Here is a 20139-nt window from a genome sequence, read left to right as displayed (position 1 = left end):
CTCCTTATACGTATAAAACCATCCTTACTGTCTGCATCATATGTCCTTCAAAGTCTTCTTCAAATTGCTCTAATTCAGCAAAACCTTTCGCTTCATAAAAGCGTTTTCCTTTTTCATTTGCTGCCTCTACATGTATGTACAATTTCCGTATCCCATTTAATTCCTTAATCCCTCTTTGTAATAAAGCACTTCCGATCCCTTTTCCTTGCTGATTTGGTAACAGATAAATCGCACCTAATTCCGCTTCGTTTTGTAGTCTAACAGGTGAAAAGTTCGCAAACCCTATTACTTCTCCTTCTTCTTCCGCAACGAATAAATGTGTATTTTTAAGACGATATTTCATTTTTTCATCAGAGTATGCCTCATCTAAAAAGCTATCTTGAATTTCTCTTGGAATAATGCCTTCGTATGTATCATGCCAAGCTATTTTTGCTACTGATTGTACAGCGTGAATGTCTTCTTGCTTCATTTCTCTAATTATATATGTCATCTCGATGTCTCCATTCTCTTTAAAGTATATTCTGCTAATATACTAGAAGAAACGGCAAAACCATTTTCATAATTCATCTTAATTAACTTTAATTTCTCAATTGAAGCTGTTGCAAAATCAAACTTTCCATAAATATATTCCATTACACTTAAAAACTGCTTTGTATGTAATCTATTTGCAATTGTACAATGCGGAACCCATTTTCCCGGTACGTAATATGAATTTGGGTTGTCATGAAAAGTTTTAAAATAATCATGATAAGAATAATGAAGTTTTAACAATTCATCAGTAACGGTCGGCGCTAGAAAGACCGTTCCATTAGTAGGAAAAATTCCAACAGAAGGAAAAGTTACTGCATCCATATTTTCTTGAATAGCTACAAACTTCCCTAGTTTCTCAGTATACAAATGGACATCTAACTCATTATAATCAGCTAACGTAATATGAGGTTCTACTCCAGCTAATTGATTTGTTCCAATTACATTTGTTAATTCATTTTGCAATTCTGTAATTTTATTAGTAAACACACGATCAAATGTAGCAATAATAGCGTACAATCTTTCTCACCCCTTCATTACACATAGTGCTTCCCATTCTTCACGAATCATGCCCATTCGAATAGAATCATAGTATGTTCCGTTATAATAACGACACTTTCGCATTCTACCTTCTAAGCTCATTCCTATTTTCTCCGCTACTTTCATCATTCGTTCATTGCCAGACCAAGTCGTGATTCCTACTCTACCAATCTCCATTTTTTCAAATAGCAAATCTCTATATAATGTCAATGTTTCTGTACCGTATCCACCATTCCAGTATGTTGGGTCATAAATCACAAGCCCCATCTCTAACCAACGCGTCGGTTTGTATTCCCAATAAAACCCGACTGTCCCAATGATTTGACCGTTATTTTCTATAATTAAATTTGACAGTGGTTCTTCTTTCAAACGAGTTTGCATCTTCTCTTTATAGGAAGAGTATTCTTGCATTGAGAACGGGAAATATGGCGCATCCCATTTCTTCCATTCTGGGCTTTCTTCTTTAAATATGATATTCCATAATGTTTTTATATCCGATTCTTCTATTGTACGAATTGTAACTTTCTTCCCCTTTAATACAACGTTTTGCATAATTCCCTCCTGCATTCCTCTTTATTTCATATATAATTATAATATTTTTTCAGAAAAATCAAAACTAATATCATTTATTATATTGTATAATTTTGTTATTAGATACCAATTATTGATTTAGAAAGCTGGTGATTCAGTGAAGAATCGATTTAGTATTGCTTTATTTCTCACTATTGTTACGACAAATATTATTCTATATTTCTTCTTACCATTAAGTATTGTTACGAAATGGGACTTTAATGGAACGCCTACATCAACAATGGATAAAAGCACTTTTGTAATCATAAATATAATTATATGTTCCTTCTTATTCTTTGTATTTTTAGCTTTATCTAAAGCAGCGAGTAACCAGAAATTTCTCCATTGGATCGGCAACACAATGTTACTATTCTTATTTTTTGTCGATATTGTCATCGCCCTCATCGCTCTTGGCTTTTCACTTCCTCTTGATCATTTCATATTTTTAGCATTAGGGCTTTTATTTATATTAATAGGTTATTTCAGTTCCAAAATTGATACGACTAAATCAACCGTTTCATTAGAATGGAATGATAAGTACCTTGAAAAAAGAGCTTCAAATATTAGTAGTATTTCAATGATGATAGCAGGTATTTTTTTAGCGATACTTCCTTTTATCGTTTCTGCTCCCTATAGAGGTTATGCTATACTAGCAATTCTTTTAGGAATGACGCTTATCATTCTGCCGAGTACGATTTATTTACTTATTAAAGACAGCAAGCAATCTACTCCTTAAAAAAAATAGGAGGTTATATCCCTCCTATTTCAGCTTAATGTTTTATTTTTCACTTTTTCTATCTCAACTAAAATCCCTTTCTCTATCCAACCCTCTACGCCATCTTTTTTAATTAAATCATATCCTGAACAGCTATCATCAATGAGAGAAACGATATCTCCCTTCCTAACGCTTATTTGCGCACAAGAAATATCAGTTTTCACTGTATATTCACCTGACTTAAGTTGTTTCATATATTCATTTTTTACAGTGAGCACATTATTCGTTTCCTTTTGTTTACATACGGTGTAATCTTGCACCTTCTCGATAGGCTCTATGTAATAATACGGATATGTCACTCCGCCCTGCATTTCTGAATTCGCATTAAAATCCGCTATTACTTCGTACTCTGGAAAATAGTCTACATATGTATAAGAAAACGTATCGTCCGTTTGTTTCCTCTGAATAATAAATACGTTTAACTGCCCTGCTTCTTTAATTGCATTTCCTCCATCAATTGCAATAATTTTTTTCTCCTTATCAATAACTGGATTATTAGACGGTGCTTCTTCAGAATAGTTCACGACAGGCCAATGACCGACTATTACATACTTATTTGCTTTATGTGATTGATTGAAAAACTCCGGCATTGCTATCGCATTTTTGCGCTCAGTTTCTTTCCAATCTACTCTATCTTCTAGACCGGCATGCACAAAAATATAATCTTCTGTTTCAATCGCCGTTGGCAACTCTGTTAGCCAATATAGTTCTTGTGAAAATTCACTTAACAATGCTTCTTTCACTTCACGAATTGAAGTGCCCTCATGAACTGAAAAACCCAATTGCTCTAGCCATTCATTAAAAATTGAATGCTTCCTCGTACATAAATAATTAATAAGACCAGGATTTTCATTTAGAAGAGCATCAACTAAAACTTCACAATTCCCTTCAACAACGTGAACCTTTGAATTGTTCTTTACAAGATTCATAACGTAGTTTACTACGCCTACGCTATCTCGTCCTTTCTCGCAAAGATCTCCATTAATAATTAAATAATCTTCATCTTTAAAGTTAACTTTATGTAGTGCTTCTTTTAAAAGATTTAATTCTCCATGAATATCCGATATGACGATAACTCTAGCATCATTAGGGATTGATAGTTTCTTTATTTTTTTCAAGTATAAGCGCTCCAATCATTCTCTTTATTAAATTAAAACTATTCGACAAAATACACTATATAACCTTTTCAAATACATATACCATAACTTACAACCTATTTACGGTTTAATAATAACTTAAAAAATAAGAAGGAGCTGTTCCCAACTTTTGCGGGACAACTTCTTCTTATTTTTTATAATTCTTTATGAAAAGAATAACTCACCTTATCATACCCTTCTCTTTCATAAAAACGATGAGCATCAATTCTTGAAAATGCTGACGTGAGGACGATAGACTCACATTCGTTTTCCTTTCCCCAGTTCTCTATATACGAAAGTAATACTTTCCCATGTCCTTTTGAACGATGTGCTTCTGCTGTTACAAGGTCATATACGAAAACGTGTTTCTTATTATAAAAGTTCGTACAAATCGCTACACCTGCAAGGCTAACAACTTCATCATTCTCATTACGCAGCGAAAATAGTTTATAATTTTCTTCTTTCATATTTCGAAATAAAGAGCTTGTTTCCTCTTTTGAAAGTTTCATTCGTAATTGCTGTAAAACAGGTAATACTTCATGTAATTGCTCTTCTGTTACTACTTCTTTAACATTCATTTTTAACTCTCCCTTAACTATTTAAATAATTTTCTAAATGTTATATCATTATTATAGAAAGTAACTGCCCTTTACTTAAGTGGCAGTTTAAGTGTTTTTTATAAGGCCAGTTTTAAAGGAGAGTTTTATATGGATTTTACTATCCCATTGCAATTACAAAGTAACACACCTATTTACTTGCAAATTTACGAATATATAAAAGCTGAAATTATACAAGGGACTATTTCTGTTGGCACACGTCTACCCTCACACAGAAATTTAGCATCACAACTTAATATTAGCCGCATTACTGTTGAATCAGCTTATCAACAATTATTAGCTGAAGGTTATGTAGAAAGTAAACCGAAACGTGGTATTTTTGTAGCAAATTTCGATATTGACGTTATCCCAAATAAAAAGCGAAATGCAGCAAAGAAGACGAGCAATTTGATAGACGAAAAATTTGAATATGATTGTAGCCAAGGACTTATTGATCAAAATGCATTTCCGATTACAAATTGGAAACGAGCATTACAAGAATCCATACTTACATACGAAAATGCACTATTTGCCAAAGAAGACCCTCAAGGTGAATTCGCTCTTCGAGAGCATATATCAACATATTTATATCATTCTCGCGGTGTCCATTCTTCACCTGATCAAATTGTGATTGGCGCCGGAACGCAGCCACTTCTCTGGCTACTACTTCAACTGCTTGGCCCTACAAAAGAATACGGCATTGAAAACCCTGGATTTCACCGTATACACGCAATCATTAAAAGCTGTGATAGACAAATTCATCCCATACCATTGGATGAAAAAGGTATTGATATTTCTAGTTTATACAATACAAATTCCAATGTCGCATACGTTACACCATCACACCAATTTCCACTCGGGATTATTATGCCTTTATCTAGAAGATTAGAATTGTTAAAGTGGGCTAATGATTGCAGCGGATACATTATTGAAGATGACTATGACGGAGAGTTTCGCTACGCTGGTAAGCCGATTCCTTCTTTACAAAGTCTTGATTCAAATGAACGCGTTATTTATATGGGGACTTTCTCAAAATCTTTTTTACCTTCTTTACGAATGGGATATGTTGTTTTACCACCACACCTTTTAAAAACATATCAAGAACTGCATGGAATTTTCAAACAAACAGTCGCTACAATACAACAACTTGCTTTTGCTAACTTTATACAAAGCGGGAATTGGGAACGTCACCTTAATCGGAGTCGTACACTATATAAAAGAAAACATCATGCGTTAGTAAAATCCATTATGAAAGAAATGGGGGCTAATGTTCAAATTCTTGGCGAACAGTCCGGACTTCATATTGTTTTATGTGTCCATAACAGTATGAATGAAAATGAACTGATTGAATCCGCTAAAAAACAAAGCGTTAAATTATACCCACTTTCTCCATATGATTTCGTGAATGATTTACGTAAGGAATCATACGTATTACTCGGCTTTGGTAGTATTCCAGAAAATAAAATTGAAACGTTGGCTACATTATTAAAAGACGCTTGGTTTCCTAGTTGCAAGGAAACTTTTTAACAGTGGATTTAACTTGTAACATGTTAACAATTCAACAAAATAAAAAAGAAGGCTGTTCCAAAATAACTTTTTGGACAGCCTTCTTCTAGTTATTCACCTGACCTAGCTTTCCTTCCCGGACGTTTCACACCAGTCGTTTCTGTTGAATAGGAAGCTTCGATTATAGCGGCTGGATCTACAGAGAGAACGAGATCTTTCATTTTCGGATAAATGAATCGGTTTGTAATGCAATAAATGATTCTCTTATGCTCCCCTAAAAAACCACCTTCTCCATGTAGATACGTAACAGATAGTTGCAATTCTTTCATAAGTAAATCGCCTATTTCTTTATTCTTACCAGAAATAATCATAACGCTCTTACCTTGATTAATACCATCTAATATAAAATCAATCATCTTCGTAACAATATAGAAAATTGCTAATGAGAACATCGCTTGTTCGATTGAAAATAAAATGGCAACAAAGATGAAAATAACTGCATTTACTGCAAGTAAAAATGTACTAATCGGTACATTAAAGTGTTTATTCATCCAAACTGCTAACATTTCCGAACCGTCAATTGCTCCACCCATTTTAACAACAATCCCAACACCAATTCCAAACAGTACTCCACCATAAAGTACAATTAATAACTCAGAAGTCGTAATTGCTGGAAATGGTTTTAAATAAATTAATCCGAGTGTTGTAACTACATTCGCATAAGATGTACGGATAAAAAATTTCTTTCCCATTACTTTTGCAGTAAATAATAAAATTGGGATATTAATTCCTAAGAACACACCATAAAGCGGCAATCCTGCGACTTTATTTGCCATAATAGCAATAGCCGTTACCCCGCCATCTACTAATCCATTAGGTGCTAAAATAAGCTCTAATGAACCTGCTACTATAATTGAGCCAATTGTTAATAATACGTATTCAAATACTTTCTTCATTCATTACCCCCAAAACTTATATATTTTCTTAGTATTATTTTAACGTAATTTTACTACTAATTCAAAGGTATCGATTTATATACACAAAAGTTTCTCCTTTATCGCTATTTTTATGTAACACATGTAACGCGTAATACTAAAAACACACTTACAAATTAAAAGTAAGTGTGTTTTTAACATCTATTTAATCTTTACGTACGGCTTCATTTTTAATTTGAATATTTCCTCAACTGCCCTTTGATATCCACCGGCATTTCTAAGCGACTCTCCCACTTTACGACTATTCTCCTTAAACGTCACATCATCCATTACTTTCTTTACAGTCTCACGTAACAATTCAGAAGTTAACTCGTTGCGATTAAGTCTTATTCCTGCCCCTACTTCAGTCAATCGTTTTGCAACGAATGGCTGATCTCCTGTTACCGGAATTACAACTAATGGAACACCGTAATATAACGCTTCACTCGAACTATTCATACCACCATGTGTCACGAATACATCAGCATGCTGTAAAACTTCTAATTGCGGGACATAATTATACAACTTAAAGTTTTTCGGGATATTTTCAAATTGACTTATATTTATCTTCTTACCAACGACTAATACGACTGTCGCATCAACATCTTTAAACGCTTCAAAACATTTTTCATACAAAGCAGGTTGTTCATTAAAAACTGTTCCCATAGAAATGAAAATCACTTTTTCATTTTTTAAATCTTCGGTAGGAAAACTCCCCACTTCTTTTCGAGTAGCAATTGATGGACCTACAAATTTATACGATTCATCAAATATCTCTGAACGCGGCTGATATTCTTTTGAAGTATATACAATCGTAATATCACCAGGATGGTTCATAATATCATACATACTATTACATTTCATTCCATACTGCTTATTCCATCTTTCCATTCCCGCTAAACAAGATTGATATAATGGATCCATTTCATCTACTTGTCTCGATTTTTGCTCATCATGAAAATTAATGTACTGATTAACAGCAAACGTTGTACAGGATGAAACGCTTGGTAATTGTAAAATATTCGCTATAATACGTCCTACTGGAAAATGATTATCATATATTAAATAATCATATTTTTCCTCTTTTGTTTCTTCTACAATTTGAGTAACAATACGCTCTGATGCTTCAATCATATGAGATAGCATCGTCAAAGGGCTCCCACCTTCATTTACTCGTTCCATAATATTAATTTGAGAGAGAAAATTCTCAAACACTCGGAATTCCGCACCTGTTGCTTCAACCTTCTTTCTATAATCTTCAATACAATAAGAAACAACTGTTTCCCCTCGCTGAATTAACTCACTTACAACAGCTAAAGTCGGATTAATATGACCTTCCCCAGGAAAATTTATTACGAGTACATTTGCCATAACATTCTCTCCTATCCAATTAATATAATAAAATTAACAATTAATTATATTAATTAATTTAAGTCTATTATAAATGAATGCATTCTACTTCTTCATGCTTTTCTCTTCATTTTATTATTGAGAAATATTTTCTATAGTCTACATTATTGTGATTCACAATCTTATAAATGAATGCTTAATTTTACTTTTACTCTTCATAGATTTAAAGATACGAGTCTTACATTCAAATATTACCACCATTATTTTTAGACAATTCATACAAAAATAGAGAAATATAATATTTTTAATGAGTTTTCACTATAAATGTTAGTATGCTGTCTATCTTTTTATCTTTATCCTCATAACACATCATCTGTTATATAATGAATTTATAGAATTTCCAGAAAAAGGAGTCTTTTCATGTTACAACAACTATTCAATTCACCTATTCTATCCGTTCAAGCCTTGCACCCAGGTTATGAAGATCATGCAAGTGATGTTTTTCTCGTTCAAACAGAAGATACAGAAGTTATCGTTCGTGCTTCTAAAATGAATGAAGAACCAAATAATGATTTTTGGTGGGGATGTAAAAATCTATTTGGAATTGATCCAAGGAACGTCCATCATTTAGAAACTGTACATACATTGCTGCAAGAACATACGAATCTTCCTATCCCAACAATATTAGAAAAACATGTTTTAAATAGCCGTGAATTTGTGGTGGTCGAAAAGTTAGTAGGTAACACAGTTCAATCTTTTATCGAGCAACCAGATTCTATTTTATTCAGCCTAGGAAAAGGACTTGCAGAAATACATAAATTTAAAGCCGATTTCATAGGAAACCCGTCAGGCAAGTTCCAAGTTCCACTAGATGAATTCCAATCACATATTTTAAACGTGAGTAAAGAGCTTGTGAATATGTTTTATTCCGATGATGAAAGCATACAAAATGCATTCCCTACTTTTGAATCACAACTTTCTTCCCTGTCCGTACCAAAGGAATCTACACTCGTCTTAATTGATATGGATCCTACTCAATTTTTATCTGACGGTACAACTATTACGGGTTTAATAGATACTGAAGCTTACGCTGTTGCTCCGCGAGAGCTTGATTTTATCGGACTAGAATATGTACTTACCGAAAAAGAAGCACATGCCTTTAAACGTGGTTACGAAACAATTATGTCTATTCCTCAATTAGAAGAATATAGACAGCCTTATCGTTATTTATACCGACTGTTATCTGTGCAAGGTAATGTGGAATTAAAGAAATGGTTAAGTCACCCATCCTATTTTTAAATACAAATGAGAGGGAGTATACAATGGATATTCAGAAAAAGCGTTCTGTAACAGAAAGTGAAATACAGCAAATGAAGGATTTGGCTTATATTTGTGGGCAACAAGACAATCTTGATTACTCTTCAGATTTACATATCAACTTTTTAAAAAATCGAAATGAAGATTATATAAACGATTTTCTTCTTTATAACGGTACTCAATTAATTGGCGCTTTAAATATGTATGATTTCGAAAGACCAACAAAGCTTGAACTAATAGGCTTTGTACATCCTCATTTTAGAAAACAACGTTTCGGAACTATCCTTTTACAAACTGCAATGAAAGAAATACAAAATAGAGAGACAGATGAAGCTCTTCTTATTATTAATGGGGATTCTATTTCTGGGAATGAATTTGTAAAACATATGAAGTTACCATATTTATATAGTGAATATAGTATGGAGTTCAAAACAAACGAAATTCAAAAAACAACAGATAATAATATACAGCTTACTCTTACACCTTCAGAATCACTTCTTGATCTTATTGAAATTTCTAGTAAAGCTTTTGGTGATTCAGTAGAAAATACGGCTACATGGTTACAAAAAATGATGAATTCATCTTCCCATCAAGTTTACAGTGCCCTTATTGCTGGAAAAGTGATAGGAACAATTACAGTTTCTAAACAAAAGCAATCTACTACACTATCAGGATTCGCCGTTCATCCTTCTTATCAAGGTAAAGGATACGGAAAAGATATTCTTTGTAATATAGTACATACTCTTATTACAGAAGGAGTTTCAACAATTGAGTTAGACGTCGAAACGAAAAATATCCACGCTTTAAAACTATATACACAATGTGGTTTTGAAATTAACACGAGGCATGACTATTATAATTTAATTAATTTTTAGGTGAATACATATGTTAAAAAAACAATTTATTCTAATTATGATATTTTAGCAAACATCTATAATAAACATTGGGGACATTTTGTTGAATACTCCTATCCAGCCTCGTTTTACAAGATGCTCTTCCCTACTCTCGTATATTAGATCTTTGTTGCGGGACTGGTCATCTCTGCCGGTGATAGTTTAATTTAGTTGAACTAAAAAGTGTGTTTCGCAAAGTTTACTCCGTATTACATAACGAGGGTATATTCGCATTTGATATGAATAAAAAAACTGAATCGAAATGATTCAGTTTTTTCTTAATATATTTACAATTGCAGTTGTTTCGTCATTTTCTTTATAGACACGCGGAATTCTTCTATCTAGCATACATGTAACTTCATAGTTTATTGTGCCTAACATATCCGCTATTTCTTCTACTGCGATATTTTCTTCACCTTGTTTACCGTAGAATACTACTTCGTCTCCTACTTGTACTGGCATCGCTTTTGAAACATCCAACATTAACTGATCCATACAAACACGGCCAATAACAGGTACTCGAACCCCGTTAATTAACGCATAGCCTTTATTAGATAATTGACGATTATAACCATCAGCATAACCAATTGGTACAGTCGCAATCCATTCTTCACCAGTTGTTACATACGTATTCCCATAACTTACACCACGATTCTTCTTCGCATGTTTAATATGAGCTACTTTTGATTTTAACGACAACGCAGGCTGTAAAGAAACGACTGAATGATCCACTTCTTTTGATGGATACATACCGTACACTCCTATTCCAACGCGTACCATATTTTGAAATGTGTTACTTAATTCCATTGATCCCGCACTATTTGAACTATGAATATATGGTATTTGAATTCCTAATTCTTTCGCTGTATTAACAACCTTTTCAAATAAACTTGTTTGCATATTCGTATATGATTTATCGATTTCATCTGCCGTAGAGTAATGCGTAAATATCCCTACTACCTCTACATACTCCATACGGTTTAATTCTTCTAAAAATGGTTTAACTTCTTCTTCTTGTAAACCGATACGACTCATTCCTGTATCAATTTTCACTTGAATTTGTACTTTCTTTTGAAGACGGTTTGCAATTTCATTTATACCATGTAAATCTTCTACTCTATAAACAGTCATCATAACGTCATATTGAATTACATCTTCTACAGCCGCTACTGGTGTGTATCCTAAAATTAAAATCGGCACAGTAATTCCTGCTTCTCTTAATTCTATTGCTTCATCTACAAATGCAACTGCAAGTTGATGTATCCCAGCTTCAATTGCAGCTTTGGCAACTTCAACTGCCCCATGGCCATACCCATTCGCTTTTACAGCAGCCATCATCTTAATTTCTTCATCATTTACATGTTTTTTAAATTCTTTTACATTATGTTTTACAGCATTTAAGTCAATTTCTACAATTGTATCTCTTCCATATTTCAAACTCATTGGTCTAACTCCTAACTCAATAATTGCATTCCATTCTATTTCACGTTTCATATGACCTTTTACAATATAATACTTTTCATTATGCTAGTCAAACTACCAGAATTTTCGGAATTTTGAGTATGATATAATATCCTCAAGAAACTATTATATACGGAGACGAGGAGAATTACAATGTTTGTTCAATCTGCATTGCATCAACTAAAAGTTGCTATTGATACTTCTATTTATATGCTTAACCAATATAGTGAAAACGATTTAAAAATACAACCGATTCACTCAAAACGATCATTATTTGAAATGTGTGCACATCTTTCTCTTATTTGTCATGCTGATTTACTCATTTTAAATGGTATTTCAGAAAAAGAATTACATACCTTTTATATAGAACATACACCCGTAACAGTTGCTCACATGCAACAAACGATGATTGAAGGATACAACCTTCTCTCTAAAACATTTCTTTCCTACTCCCAAATAGAATTAGCAGAAGTTATGACTGCCTATTGGGGGATTTCTTATTCGCGCTTTGAATGGTTACTTGAAATCGTTGCACACTTTTATCATCATCGTGGACAAATTCATATTTTATTATGCGAGCATATGAAAGATCCTCGCATTCCTTTATTTGAGTGATTTTCCACTCATTCATTAATTAGCTACAAAACCAATAAAAAGTATCATTCCTAATAAAATAAATGTTTGAGCATAACCTCCTATTTTCATAAGATAAATAGAAATGATAGGTCCTATACTAGTACCTAAAAATAAAATAAAAGTATATTCCCCTTGCTTTCCCTCCTAATTGACCTCCAAGAGAAACTAAAGACGGAACGGATATAGCAATACCTATTACAAAACAGACACTCATCATTACAAGTAGAGATAGATCCGAAACAAAGCCCATTGAACTTAGACTAAAAATAACAATCAACAATCCTCCTTGAAGAACTTTCCTTACTTCAAACCTCTTTGTTAAAAGACCTGCAAGTGGTGACAGCAACATACCAAACAGCCCTGCTAAGCGAAAATAAAGGATTTGTTCTGCAGTTAAATTGTAAGTAGGAGAGCTCAAATAATTCCCTAAAACAGTATACATATTAACAAAAGCCATTATTAAAACAGTATTTTTCACACTGACTAACTATTAGTTTTAAATAATTCGCAACTTCTTTAAGGCATAAGAAATTCCGCCTTCACTCGCCTTCGTTGTAACGAAATCAGCCCTTCTCTTCAACTCCTCTCCACCATTTCCCATCGCAACTCCTAATCCACATACTGCAACATCTCAATATCATTTCCACCATTGCCAAAAGCAATGGCTTCTAATTTACTAATGTTTAAATGTTCCAATACTTTTTGAATTGCAGTTAGCTTCGATACTTTACTATCTTCCAATACATTTATAACGTAACCATGAAAACGCTCAAACGTAAGTGCTGGATATCTTTCAATGAATTTTTGAGCTTCTGTATCATCAGCATACAGACATATGCAATACATCTCATCTGATAAGTTTCTAACTTTGTCAGGATACCGCTCTAAATTTAAAGTTTCATTTAACGCTCGCATGACACGTTCATCTTTGGAAGCAATATTATTCATTGCAAATTCTTCTGTAAAGTAAGAAACACTGTGACCATCTATTATGTATAAAACTTTAATTTCTTAAAACTGCACAAAATGGCTATATTACGCAGTTTTGTACTACATCTAATTTTATAAATGGCAACATATTTCTGGTCATTTGTGACCAAATTCGTTACCGAAATAATTCAAAATTAAACTAATAAAAAATAAAAGAGCACAGCGTGTATAAAGAGTGCGTCAACACTCTTTATACCGTCCGCCTACACCAACTAGGCAAACACTTGCTGTAACTCTTTATGTACTTTATTTTACCGTACGTAAGGGTTCTTCCGCAACAGTTTGCTTACATTTTGTGGCATACTGTTGCTTTTTTATTTTCAAAGGAGACGAGCCCTTATGAAAAAGAAACAAGCCATTACCATTCTTGCTAGTATAGAAACATATGAAAACTTAGTATCTTTTCAAAATCTCAAGGAGCTAAATGACACTGTACGCGCATATAAAGAACAATTTGCTGATCGATTAAATAAAAATCAATTGGCTGTACTCAATCACTTACACACCCATTCTTGTAAATATTTTGGCGTTTCTTTTAAATCCAAAAAGAAGATTGCTGAAGTACTTCATATCAGCCGCAGAACGGTTGTTCGCGCATGCCAACACTTAGAATCACTTGGTATCATCAAACAACTAGAAATGAAACGTAAAAGTGATATGAGACAAACAAGTAACATTATTGTAATCCAACCAATCTTCACAAAAGACGAGTTTGTCACAGAAGCCCCTACTAAAACTGTGGAAATTTGTCACACCAAGAAAACAACTACTAAAACCTTAAAACAAAAGATAAAAGATATAAATAAACGTAAGGTAGATTCAGCTGACACAACACCTGAAAAGAATGTACAACAAGCAAATTTTATTGCACACTGGGTTCCAGAACGTTTTGCTTCTCTAGCCTCTGCTTATTATTCAAAAGCGAGAACTATTCAAGAATTTTGGAAAGTAGTAAAACAGTGTAATTGTGTAGTAAATCATACAACAGGGGAAACTGCTTTTGATAAAGAACAAGAATTACATATTGGTGTACAGGCCATGAAAGAATTTGTGATGAAAATAAAAGATGGAGCCCGCATGAAAAAAGGATGGTTCGCCTATTTCAATGGTATCGTAAACAACTTGATGAACAAATATTATTTTGACCCCGAATTTGGTATGTGATATCTTCTTTTACACTTCAGGTACCACATATACCTTTGCATATACACCATGCTGTACAGCAAATTGTTCTAGCGTCTTTTGCCTATATGGTGTGATTGTAAAGAAGTGAACAATAGGAACTTTCCCGTTATATTTATTTTTATAATACAAGGTGAATTCACCATACTTATTCATTTTTTCGCTGTTCACATTCATCATTTGTGTACGATCTATTTCAACTGCGTTTAAAATCCCGTCACTATCACGGTACTTTACATCTGGAATAATCGTTCTCTTATTTTCATGCACTTTATAACGTATAGGGGCTTCTATCTGCCAATCTTCAGGACAAAATAGATACAACCACGCTTCGTTCCTCATAAGGCTGTGTGCTAATCGAATGGTAGGTACAACCTTTTCTGTATCATCGAATAGCGCACGTCCTTGTTTATTGAGGTAATATACATGCTCTTTTTTATAAACGGTACTATTCACATATGGGCTCAAATCTTTTAGAATACGATTTGCATTCCGTATTCCTCCCATATCGTGAATGGCCATCAAATGTCTTCTTGTCGCAAATTTCAGCTTTCTAATCGAGGTCAAAATCATCATCTGACGATTCATTTTGATATGTGTCTGCATATGCATCTTTTTTCACCTCGTATTGTTTTAATACGTCCCACATTTGTTCATTTGAGATATAAGGGACTTGAACTTCTGTTAATCGATCTGTTTTAAAAAGCGCACGCCCCGGTATACTTTCAATCAATTCGAGACCAGTTTCATCGATGACAACTTGAGAAGCCGTTTGAGTTGGTAACCGAAATCCTAATTTTGCATCACTGTTTTGTTTGACTTGACGTGGTAAAGTATCGCCAGTAGGGTATTGCGTGCAAAAAATCAATCGAAATCCTAATGCTCCACCAATTCGCGCTATATGAGAAAGCATCTGTTGACAAGCTCCTAATAACTTTTGTTGTTCCCGATTCATACTTTTATCAGGACAAAGTTCTGCCCCTTCATCCACGATAATAAAGTAGCGTTCTCTTATATTTGTTTCCACCACATTGGTATAATGGTGTTCTTTCATAAAAAGCATTTTTTCTTCCATCTTTTTTAGAATCGCCCTTAATACCTGAAAAGCTTCCATTGGCTTTTCTGCAATCGACTCAATCTGTTTTACATTTTTGTATGGTCCGAACTCTAATCCTCCTTTTAAATCAATAATAAACAAGTGCGTATATTCTGCTTGTGCAGTAATAAGAGATGTCATCACATTCTTTAGAAATACAGTCTTTCCCATACGTGTTAAACCACCTAATGTCATATGTGGTGTTTTATCAAAATCGTGATAAATCAATTGTTCTAAACTTTGCCCGATTGGCACAAGCCATTTTCCAACTTTCATTAAATTTTTCGACCATTCCCACTTCTTCGGTATTTCTTGATCGAATACACGAATGTTCAATCTATAATTGTCATACTGAATTCGAACAGGTTTATTTAACCCTTCACTTACAACATCTTCAACCTTTCGAATAATTTTACTTGGCATACCAACAGGCAACTCATACACGTATGTTGTACTTCTATCATCATGAGTTCGTTTCTTAAATTTTGGATAATGAATCTTATCATCTTTTTTGATTGCAATTCCTGACACTTCAAAAAACACTTGTATCTTCTTTTTATCATCTATTTTCCTTTTAAACCGATCACTTACGAATGCAAAAGTTAAAGCTGTCATCGGGACCCATAGTAATTCCAACATAAACATTTCTCCTTTAGATATCCTATAAGGATATCATTGCACTTTATTGGAAGCGAACAGGACTAGCATTTTTGCTTGTGAGGTCTATTGTCCCTCTCTTCCACATCGTATTCCTTCATAGAAACATAACGAGAACATAACGTAGAAGATATAAGAACGAGCCCGTAAGCGTTGTATACATAGTCATACGTGGAAGCCAATGTGGAACACTCTTCCCCATTTTTTCAGCTACACTCATCGCAACTACAGACAAGCCTGTTGCCGTCCAAATAATAACGACTTCTCCTGCAAGTGTCATAGCCATTCCTCCTCGGTCAATTCATCTTTCTCACGAAATTTAATCCCCGATTTGGTAGCTACAATCTGATACCGCTCCATTAAATCTTGCCAATTCAATATATCTTCCTCTTCTCCATATAAATCTTCTTCAATTACTTGTGATAAGCTGAAATATCCTTTGTACTCTTTGTTATCAAATACTTCATGGTTCCTCATGTGAGTAAGAATTGATTCCGTTTCTTTTCTGGATCTAGATTCGTTATACATGTGACGTAGTTCTTTTGATGAATATAAATAAGGCGTTGTATTGAGGTAACTATACTGAGAACGCATGTAACCCTCTCCTCTCTTGATATCTACAATGCCATACGGAAGTCCAAGTAGAATTCTTCGTGGGCTTCCGTATGGAAGTAATATAGGTATATGAACCAGAAGGAGGCTTATTGCCTGTACACCTGAAATTTATTTTTTAAGAGGACAAAAATGATTTCACTAGAATATACATACTAGGAGGTGGAATAATGCTTCAAAGTAATTTAAAACAAATTGTAGATAAAAAAGGCTTGCGATATGGATTTATAGCGAAGAAAGTAGGTATAGCAAACTCAACAATGACTAATTTGCTGCAAGGCGGAACACCGACACTTTTAGTAGCAATTAGAATAGCTAAGGTTCTTGATATGCGTGTTGAAGATATTTGGATTGAAAAAAATAAGGAGGATACATAATGAAATTTAAGCTTCGTGTTATTTTATTTTTAGCAACTATTTTTTTAGCAATCATTACCTTTTTCGCATTGACTACTAGGGATGATAATAAAATATCAAAAGATGAATTTAAAAACATCCATCAAGGAATGTCTATCCAGGAAGTTCGAAAAATTATTGGCGGTGATGGAGAAGAAAATAAATTAACTGATACTATTACTGAAATTACATATAAATCAATTGACGGTATAACCAACGGAGAGGTTAAATTTTCATTTAAAGATGATAAATTATTTTCTATTGGAGATTTTGCCTACGCTTCATCTGAAAGTAAAACTTATCCATCTGATCAAAATCAAAACTCAAATAATTCCAATGAAAGTCTTTCCACAACAACACTTCCTACAAATAATAATTTAGAAAAAAAGATTAAGGATATTGTAAAATCGAGCATTGGTTCAAAATCATTAACAAATTTAGAAATCAACAAAAATATGGGGACAGCAACTGAAGATGATAAAATTGCTATACTTACTATCCACGCAAGTGATAACCTTACAGATAATATGTTTAAGCAAGGAATGTGGATGGACACACAAAAAATCTTAAAAGGTATAGCCAATGAAAAAGAAATAAGTGAGATTGCTTTCTTTTGGCAATTTGAAACAGTTGATCCATACGGTACTAAGAAAGTTGATAATGTGATGAAAATAATTTTTAATTGCGAAACAATTGATAAAATTAACTTTAGTAATTTTATCTTTGAAAATATCCCTAAAACAGCGACCACTTATTGGGAACACCCATCTTTAAAAAAAGAATAAATTCAAACAAAAATAAGAGCCGTCAAATGACGGCTTTTATTTTTTATAAAACTATTCTTTTGTATAAATTTCTAGGTGAAACGCAAAAAATCCGTCTCCAAAAAGAAACAGATTTTTCACTATACATAGGTAGATTAGAGACCGTATTTAAAATATAAATTACATTCATTTTACAGTCAAGACCCTGTTCTATCTTTCATTATTATTGCATATATTATTTATGCATCTAGAGAATTACCACATTTTTGACGCCTTCGACTGGGGAAGGCGTCTTTTTATTTTGATGGAACATTATGCACTTTAGAAGCATATATTAAATTGCTCCTAGCATGATACCTTTCTATATACAGAAAAAGCATTCCGGCCTCACCACCTGGATTGCTTTTTTATTTCTGAAGTCATATAACATGATTCTGGTGCATACATATAAAGTGGTTCAAGAGAAACCACAAAAGAACATTCCTCCCATCCAACCAGGAATGTTCTTTTTTGTATATTTACGTCTTATTGTACATAAAATGAATTGTCATTGGATTTTTCTCCTTTTTATAGAAGTGCACCCTGGTCAGGAGCACTTCTTATTACTTCATATACACATAGTTTTTCATCTGTACAATCAACTATCCCTCAAACCTCACATACTCCCCAGATACCCATTGATTTCCGCCAACGTTGTACCAACCATTTTGAATGCCCCAAGATTGATAGCTTTCCCCTCGGTACACATTCTTTACAATACCATAATTCGTTCCTGGTCCTGTACGAACACGTAAGACATCCGCTGTAATTGTAACAACACCTACACCATTATTAGATGGTTTTGTAGAGCTTGCATTCCAACCACCGTTATATGCGTTTTGCACCCTTTCTATAAAAGAATTCCAACGCCCTTCCGCTAACATACGATGCGGGCAGTATTTTCCACTCCACGATTGGTGTGTGCGAACTTTACCTATTGGCATGTTATATTGTTTCATGAGCTGCGCTACAACAATAGCTGCATTATTTTCTGCTTTATAATACCTATCCCCGCCGCTTAAAGAATAACAGATTTCCACGCTAATCGACTTTCTGTTGCCTGAACCATTCCCATCTCCACAAGCCCATGCATTCCGTTCTAAAGGTAAGCCTTGCACCGCTTCTTTATCGTCTACCGCAATATGGAATGACACTTCATTATTATTTCGTATCATATAAGCAATTTCATTCTCAGCTGGCGCATCATTATACGTATTGTGAACTGTGATAAATTCTGGATTCATTGTATAAGGACACTTTGTACCATATTTACTTGAGTCAACTAATTTTTTTCTGATTTGCATTATTGAACATCTCCCTTTTTATCTTCTTGTTTTTGCTTACTACCTAAGATTTCAACTGCATTTGTCAAAGCTTGCGGAAGTGGAATCCCCATGCGCCCAGCATTTTCTAAGATGGAAAGTAATTCATTACCCATGAAGAAAAAAAGTGTCGCTTCACGAATCGCACTATTACTACCAATTGCCGCATCTGCCTGCGTAGCTGCTCCAACCAATAAAAAAAGCACTACCTTTTTGGCAATGCCTTTGAAACCTATCTTGCTCTTGAGTTGACCAAGTATTGAAGCGGCAATCATACCTGTTACATAATCAATTACCGCTAAAGTTACTAAAATCTGCAATGTTGTATCCCACCCTCCCAAAAAATACCCACAAAAGCCACCGAAAGTGGCAATAAAAACTTTTAATACTACATCGATACGATCCACATTCTTTCCTCCTTCTTCAAGATAAAAAAAGAGAGACACTTGTCCCTCTTTCACAAATACTTTTATATGAACAACCTAAATCCCACCTTTGAGTATCAAACCCAAAACTGCCATAACTATTGCACTAATAACAATTCGTAAAATCCATGTGGTATTCAGGCTGATTTTTTCTAATTGCTGATTAATCGTTGAAATATCTTTCTCATTTATCGTTGTACGCATCTCTAGGTTCCTTATATCTCGCATGATTTCTTTTTGCTCTGCTTTTAGGCTGTCGATTTTTACATATACGTCTTCCATACATTCACATCCTTTTGAAATCTTAATAAAGCAATCTCTATATAGTATGAGACAACCCTTTTTTAAGTGAATGCATGGGCTAATTTTTATACA

General features: G+C 33.8%; 24 protein-coding genes and 2 pseudogenes. 9 read left to right on the top strand and 17 right to left on the bottom strand.

Features of this window, described 5'->3' with window-relative positions; genetic code table 11:
* Nucleotides 1-4: 4 nt before the first annotated feature.
* From MR169_RS16305 to MR169_RS16295, 3 genes are read right to left on the bottom strand one after another with little or no spacing between them, the layout of a single operon-like run.
* Nucleotides 5-490, bottom strand: a complete 486-nt coding sequence (locus MR169_RS16305) for a GNAT family N-acetyltransferase (protein WP_098616373.1) — start codon at nt 488-490, stop codon at nt 5-7.
* Nucleotides 487-1047, bottom strand: coding sequence for a 2'-5' RNA ligase family protein (locus MR169_RS16300; RefSeq protein WP_242319665.1), 561 nt, complete (start codon nt 1045-1047; stop codon nt 487-489). Before MR169_RS16300 ends, MR169_RS16305 begins: the two co-directional genes overlap by 4 nt.
* A gap of 6 nt (nt 1048-1053) precedes the next feature.
* On the bottom strand, nt 1054-1620 hold the full coding sequence (locus tag MR169_RS16295) for a GNAT family N-acetyltransferase (protein ID WP_001181855.1): 567 nt from the start codon (nt 1618-1620) through the stop codon (nt 1054-1056).
* A gap of 136 nt (nt 1621-1756) precedes the next feature.
* Here MR169_RS16295 and MR169_RS16290 point away from each other — a divergent pair, with 136 nt between their 5' ends.
* Nucleotides 1757-2374, top strand: a complete 618-nt coding sequence (locus MR169_RS16290; protein WP_242319664.1) for a DUF1648 domain-containing protein — start codon at nt 1757-1759, stop codon at nt 2372-2374.
* Nucleotides 2375-2403: 29 nt separating this feature from the next.
* Here the strand turns inward: MR169_RS16290 and MR169_RS16285 are convergent, their stop codons facing one another.
* A complete protein-coding gene (locus MR169_RS16285) occupies nt 2404-3531 on the bottom strand; it encodes a metallophosphoesterase (RefSeq protein WP_000721383.1) in 1128 nt (375 codons plus the stop codon).
* Nucleotides 3532-3704: 173 nt separating this feature from the next.
* Nucleotides 3705-4127: a GNAT family N-acetyltransferase gene (locus MR169_RS16280; protein WP_001101110.1), complete on the bottom strand. Its 423-nt coding sequence runs from the start codon at nt 4125-4127 to the stop codon at nt 3705-3707.
* Nucleotides 4128-4256: 129 nt separating this feature from the next.
* Here MR169_RS16280 and pdxR point away from each other — a divergent pair, with 129 nt between their 5' ends.
* Nucleotides 4257-5672, top strand: coding sequence for a MocR-like pyridoxine biosynthesis transcription factor PdxR (pdxR, locus tag MR169_RS16275; protein WP_000348037.1), 1416 nt, complete (start codon nt 4257-4259; stop codon nt 5670-5672).
* An 89-nt stretch (nt 5673-5761) separates the two neighbouring features.
* Here pdxR and MR169_RS16270 read toward each other — a convergent pair whose 3' ends face one another.
* Together MR169_RS16270 and MR169_RS16265 are read right to left on the bottom strand one after the other, a co-directional pair.
* Nucleotides 5762-6607 (bottom strand): YitT family protein, encoded by an 846-nt coding sequence (locus tag MR169_RS16270; protein ID WP_000755125.1) that lies wholly within the window; start codon nt 6605-6607, stop codon nt 5762-5764.
* 180 nt (nt 6608-6787) lie between these two features.
* Complete coding sequence (locus MR169_RS16265) at nt 6788-7996, bottom strand: macrolide family glycosyltransferase (protein ID WP_098299553.1); 1209 nt, start codon at nt 7994-7996, stop codon at nt 6788-6790.
* Between the two features lie 399 nt (nt 7997-8395).
* Between MR169_RS16265 and MR169_RS16260 the strand changes: the two genes are divergently transcribed.
* The 3 genes and pseudogenes from MR169_RS16260 to MR169_RS16250 form a co-directional block, all read left to right on the top strand.
* Nucleotides 8396-9274 (top strand): nitrate reductase, encoded by an 879-nt coding sequence (locus MR169_RS16260; protein WP_098299554.1) that lies wholly within the window; start codon nt 8396-8398, stop codon nt 9272-9274.
* A gap of 23 nt (nt 9275-9297) precedes the next feature.
* Nucleotides 9298-10167 carry a GNAT family N-acetyltransferase gene (locus MR169_RS16255; RefSeq protein ID WP_242319663.1) on the top strand — a complete coding sequence of 290 codons (870 nt, stop codon included), beginning with the start codon at nt 9298-9300 and terminating at the stop codon, nt 10165-10167.
* Nucleotides 10168-10430 (top strand): annotated as a pseudogene (locus tag MR169_RS16250) (class I SAM-dependent methyltransferase); the annotation flags it as partial.
* Between the two features lie 22 nt (nt 10431-10452).
* Here MR169_RS16250 and alr read toward each other — a convergent pair.
* Nucleotides 10453-11628 (bottom strand): alanine racemase, encoded by a 1176-nt coding sequence (alr, locus tag MR169_RS16245; RefSeq protein WP_242319668.1) that lies wholly within the window; start codon nt 11626-11628, stop codon nt 10453-10455.
* A gap of 171 nt (nt 11629-11799) precedes the next feature.
* Here alr and MR169_RS16240 point away from each other — a divergent pair, with 171 nt between their 5' ends.
* On the top strand, nt 11800-12261 hold the full coding sequence (locus MR169_RS16240) for a DinB family protein (RefSeq protein ID WP_000498002.1): 462 nt from the start codon (nt 11800-11802) through the stop codon (nt 12259-12261).
* A gap of 118 nt (nt 12262-12379) precedes the next feature.
* Here the strand turns inward: MR169_RS16240 and MR169_RS16235 are convergent, their stop codons facing one another.
* Together MR169_RS16235 and MR169_RS16230 are read right to left on the bottom strand one after the other, a co-directional pair.
* Nucleotides 12380-12739 carry an MFS transporter gene (locus tag MR169_RS16235; protein ID WP_003284084.1) on the bottom strand — a complete coding sequence of 120 codons (360 nt, stop codon included), beginning with the start codon at nt 12737-12739 and terminating at the stop codon, nt 12380-12382.
* A gap of 39 nt (nt 12740-12778) precedes the next feature.
* A pseudogene (locus MR169_RS16230) lies at nt 12779-13272 on the bottom strand (HAD-IIB family hydrolase); the annotation flags it as partial.
* A 339-nt stretch (nt 13273-13611) separates the two neighbouring features.
* Between MR169_RS16230 and MR169_RS16225 the strand changes: the two are divergent.
* Entirely contained in the window at nt 13612-14436 is an 825-nt protein-coding gene (locus MR169_RS16225; protein WP_016098418.1) for a helix-turn-helix domain-containing protein, read from the top strand.
* Between the two features lie 9 nt (nt 14437-14445).
* On the opposite strand, the gene MR169_RS16220 is transcribed toward MR169_RS16225, so the two are convergent.
* From MR169_RS16220 to MR169_RS16205, 4 genes are all read right to left on the bottom strand, one after another.
* Nucleotides 14446-15066 carry a replication-relaxation family protein gene (locus tag MR169_RS16220; RefSeq protein ID WP_042597925.1) on the bottom strand — a complete coding sequence of 207 codons (621 nt, stop codon included), beginning with the start codon at nt 15064-15066 and terminating at the stop codon, nt 14446-14448.
* On the bottom strand, nt 15008-16189 hold the full coding sequence (locus MR169_RS16215) for an FtsK/SpoIIIE domain-containing protein (protein ID WP_000891545.1): 1182 nt from the start codon (nt 16187-16189) through the stop codon (nt 15008-15010). Before MR169_RS16215 ends, MR169_RS16220 begins: the two co-directional genes overlap by 59 nt.
* A 115-nt stretch (nt 16190-16304) precedes the next feature.
* The gene (locus MR169_RS16210; protein WP_016098414.1) at nt 16305-16487 is read right to left on the bottom strand and encodes a hypothetical protein; all 183 of its coding nucleotides are present in this window, start codon (nt 16485-16487) and stop codon (nt 16305-16307) included.
* Nucleotides 16484-16801 carry a hypothetical protein gene (locus MR169_RS16205; protein ID WP_016098413.1) on the bottom strand — a complete coding sequence of 106 codons (318 nt, stop codon included), beginning with the start codon at nt 16799-16801 and terminating at the stop codon, nt 16484-16486. Before MR169_RS16205 ends, MR169_RS16210 begins: the two co-directional genes overlap by 4 nt.
* Before the next feature lie 188 nt (nt 16802-16989).
* Here MR169_RS16205 and MR169_RS16200 point away from each other — a divergent pair, with 188 nt between their 5' ends.
* Both MR169_RS16200 and MR169_RS16195 read left to right on the top strand, forming a co-directional pair.
* Entirely contained in the window at nt 16990-17196 is a 207-nt protein-coding gene (locus tag MR169_RS16200; protein ID WP_016098412.1) for a helix-turn-helix transcriptional regulator, read from the top strand.
* Entirely contained in the window at nt 17196-17999 is an 804-nt protein-coding gene (locus MR169_RS16195; protein ID WP_242319662.1) for a hypothetical protein, read from the top strand. The genes MR169_RS16200 and MR169_RS16195 overlap by 1 nt, the downstream gene beginning before the upstream one ends.
* A gap of 620 nt (nt 18000-18619) precedes the next feature.
* On the opposite strand, the gene MR169_RS16190 is transcribed toward MR169_RS16195, so the two are convergent.
* The 3 genes from MR169_RS16190 to MR169_RS16180 form a co-directional block, all read right to left on the bottom strand.
* Nucleotides 18620-19321 carry an N-acetylmuramoyl-L-alanine amidase gene (locus tag MR169_RS16190; protein ID WP_042597921.1) on the bottom strand — a complete coding sequence of 234 codons (702 nt, stop codon included), beginning with the start codon at nt 19319-19321 and terminating at the stop codon, nt 18620-18622.
* A complete protein-coding gene (locus tag MR169_RS16185) occupies nt 19321-19746 on the bottom strand; it encodes a phage holin family protein (protein WP_033669515.1) in 426 nt (141 codons plus the stop codon). Before MR169_RS16185 ends, MR169_RS16190 begins: the two co-directional genes overlap by 1 nt.
* A 75-nt stretch (nt 19747-19821) precedes the next feature.
* On the bottom strand, nt 19822-20046 hold the full coding sequence (locus MR169_RS16180) for a hemolysin XhlA family protein (RefSeq protein ID WP_016098407.1): 225 nt from the start codon (nt 20044-20046) through the stop codon (nt 19822-19824).
* Nucleotides 20047-20139: the final 93 nt, after the last annotated feature.

It is taken from the genome of Bacillus cereus group sp. BfR-BA-01349 (assembly GCF_022663795.1).
GTDB lineage: Bacteria > Bacillota > Bacilli > Bacillales > Bacillaceae_G > Bacillus_A > Bacillus_A cereus.
Note: the sequence above shows the minus strand (reverse complement) of the source record. Positions and strands in the feature narration are given on the sequence as shown.

What these genes read in the sequence shown, in the direction of transcription:
- MR169_RS16305 (WP_098616373.1), bottom strand. Translation starts at nt 490, where the DNA reads ATGACATATATAATTAGAGAAATGAAGCAAGAAGACATTCACGCTGTA.
- MR169_RS16295 (WP_001181855.1), bottom strand. Translation starts at nt 1,620, where the DNA reads ATGCAAAACGTTGTATTAAAGGGGAAGAAAGTTACAATTCGTACAATA.
- MR169_RS16280 (WP_001101110.1), bottom strand. Translation starts at nt 4,127, where the DNA reads ATGAATGTTAAAGAAGTAGTAACAGAAGAGCAATTACATGAAGTATTA.
- pdxR (WP_000348037.1), top strand. Translation starts at nt 4,257, where the DNA reads ATGGATTTTACTATCCCATTGCAATTACAAAGTAACACACCTATTTAC.
- MR169_RS16270 (WP_000755125.1), bottom strand. Translation starts at nt 6,607, where the DNA reads ATGAAGAAAGTATTTGAATACGTATTATTAACAATTGGCTCAATTATA.
- MR169_RS16265 (WP_098299553.1), bottom strand. Translation starts at nt 7,996, where the DNA reads ATGGCAAATGTACTCGTAATAAATTTTCCTGGGGAAGGTCATATTAAT.
- MR169_RS16260 (WP_098299554.1), top strand. Translation starts at nt 8,396, where the DNA reads ATGTTACAACAACTATTCAATTCACCTATTCTATCCGTTCAAGCCTTG.
- MR169_RS16255 (WP_242319663.1), top strand. Translation starts at nt 9,298, where the DNA reads ATGGATATTCAGAAAAAGCGTTCTGTAACAGAAAGTGAAATACAGCAA.
- alr (WP_242319668.1), bottom strand. Translation starts at nt 11,628, where the DNA reads ATGAGTTTGAAATATGGAAGAGATACAATTGTAGAAATTGACTTAAAT.
- MR169_RS16240 (WP_000498002.1), top strand. Translation starts at nt 11,800, where the DNA reads ATGTTTGTTCAATCTGCATTGCATCAACTAAAAGTTGCTATTGATACT.
- MR169_RS16235 (WP_003284084.1), bottom strand. Translation starts at nt 12,739, where the DNA reads ATGGCTTTTGTTAATATGTATACTGTTTTAGGGAATTATTTGAGCTCT.
- MR169_RS16225 (WP_016098418.1), top strand. Translation starts at nt 13,612, where the DNA reads ATGAAAAAGAAACAAGCCATTACCATTCTTGCTAGTATAGAAACATAT.
- MR169_RS16220 (WP_042597925.1), bottom strand. Translation starts at nt 15,066, where the DNA reads ATGCATATGCAGACACATATCAAAATGAATCGTCAGATGATGATTTTG.
- MR169_RS16215 (WP_000891545.1), bottom strand. Translation starts at nt 16,189, where the DNA reads ATGTTGGAATTACTATGGGTCCCGATGACAGCTTTAACTTTTGCATTC.
- MR169_RS16210 (WP_016098414.1), bottom strand. Translation starts at nt 16,487, where the DNA reads ATGACACTTGCAGGAGAAGTCGTTATTATTTGGACGGCAACAGGCTTG.
- MR169_RS16205 (WP_016098413.1), bottom strand. Translation starts at nt 16,801, where the DNA reads ATGCGTTCTCAGTATAGTTACCTCAATACAACGCCTTATTTATATTCA.
- MR169_RS16200 (WP_016098412.1), top strand. Translation starts at nt 16,990, where the DNA reads ATGCTTCAAAGTAATTTAAAACAAATTGTAGATAAAAAAGGCTTGCGA.
- MR169_RS16195 (WP_242319662.1), top strand. Translation starts at nt 17,196, where the DNA reads ATGAAATTTAAGCTTCGTGTTATTTTATTTTTAGCAACTATTTTTTTA.
- MR169_RS16190 (WP_042597921.1), bottom strand. Translation starts at nt 19,321, where the DNA reads ATGCAAATCAGAAAAAAATTAGTTGACTCAAGTAAATATGGTACAAAG.
- MR169_RS16180 (WP_016098407.1), bottom strand. Translation starts at nt 20,046, where the DNA reads ATGGAAGACGTATATGTAAAAATCGACAGCCTAAAAGCAGAGCAAAAA.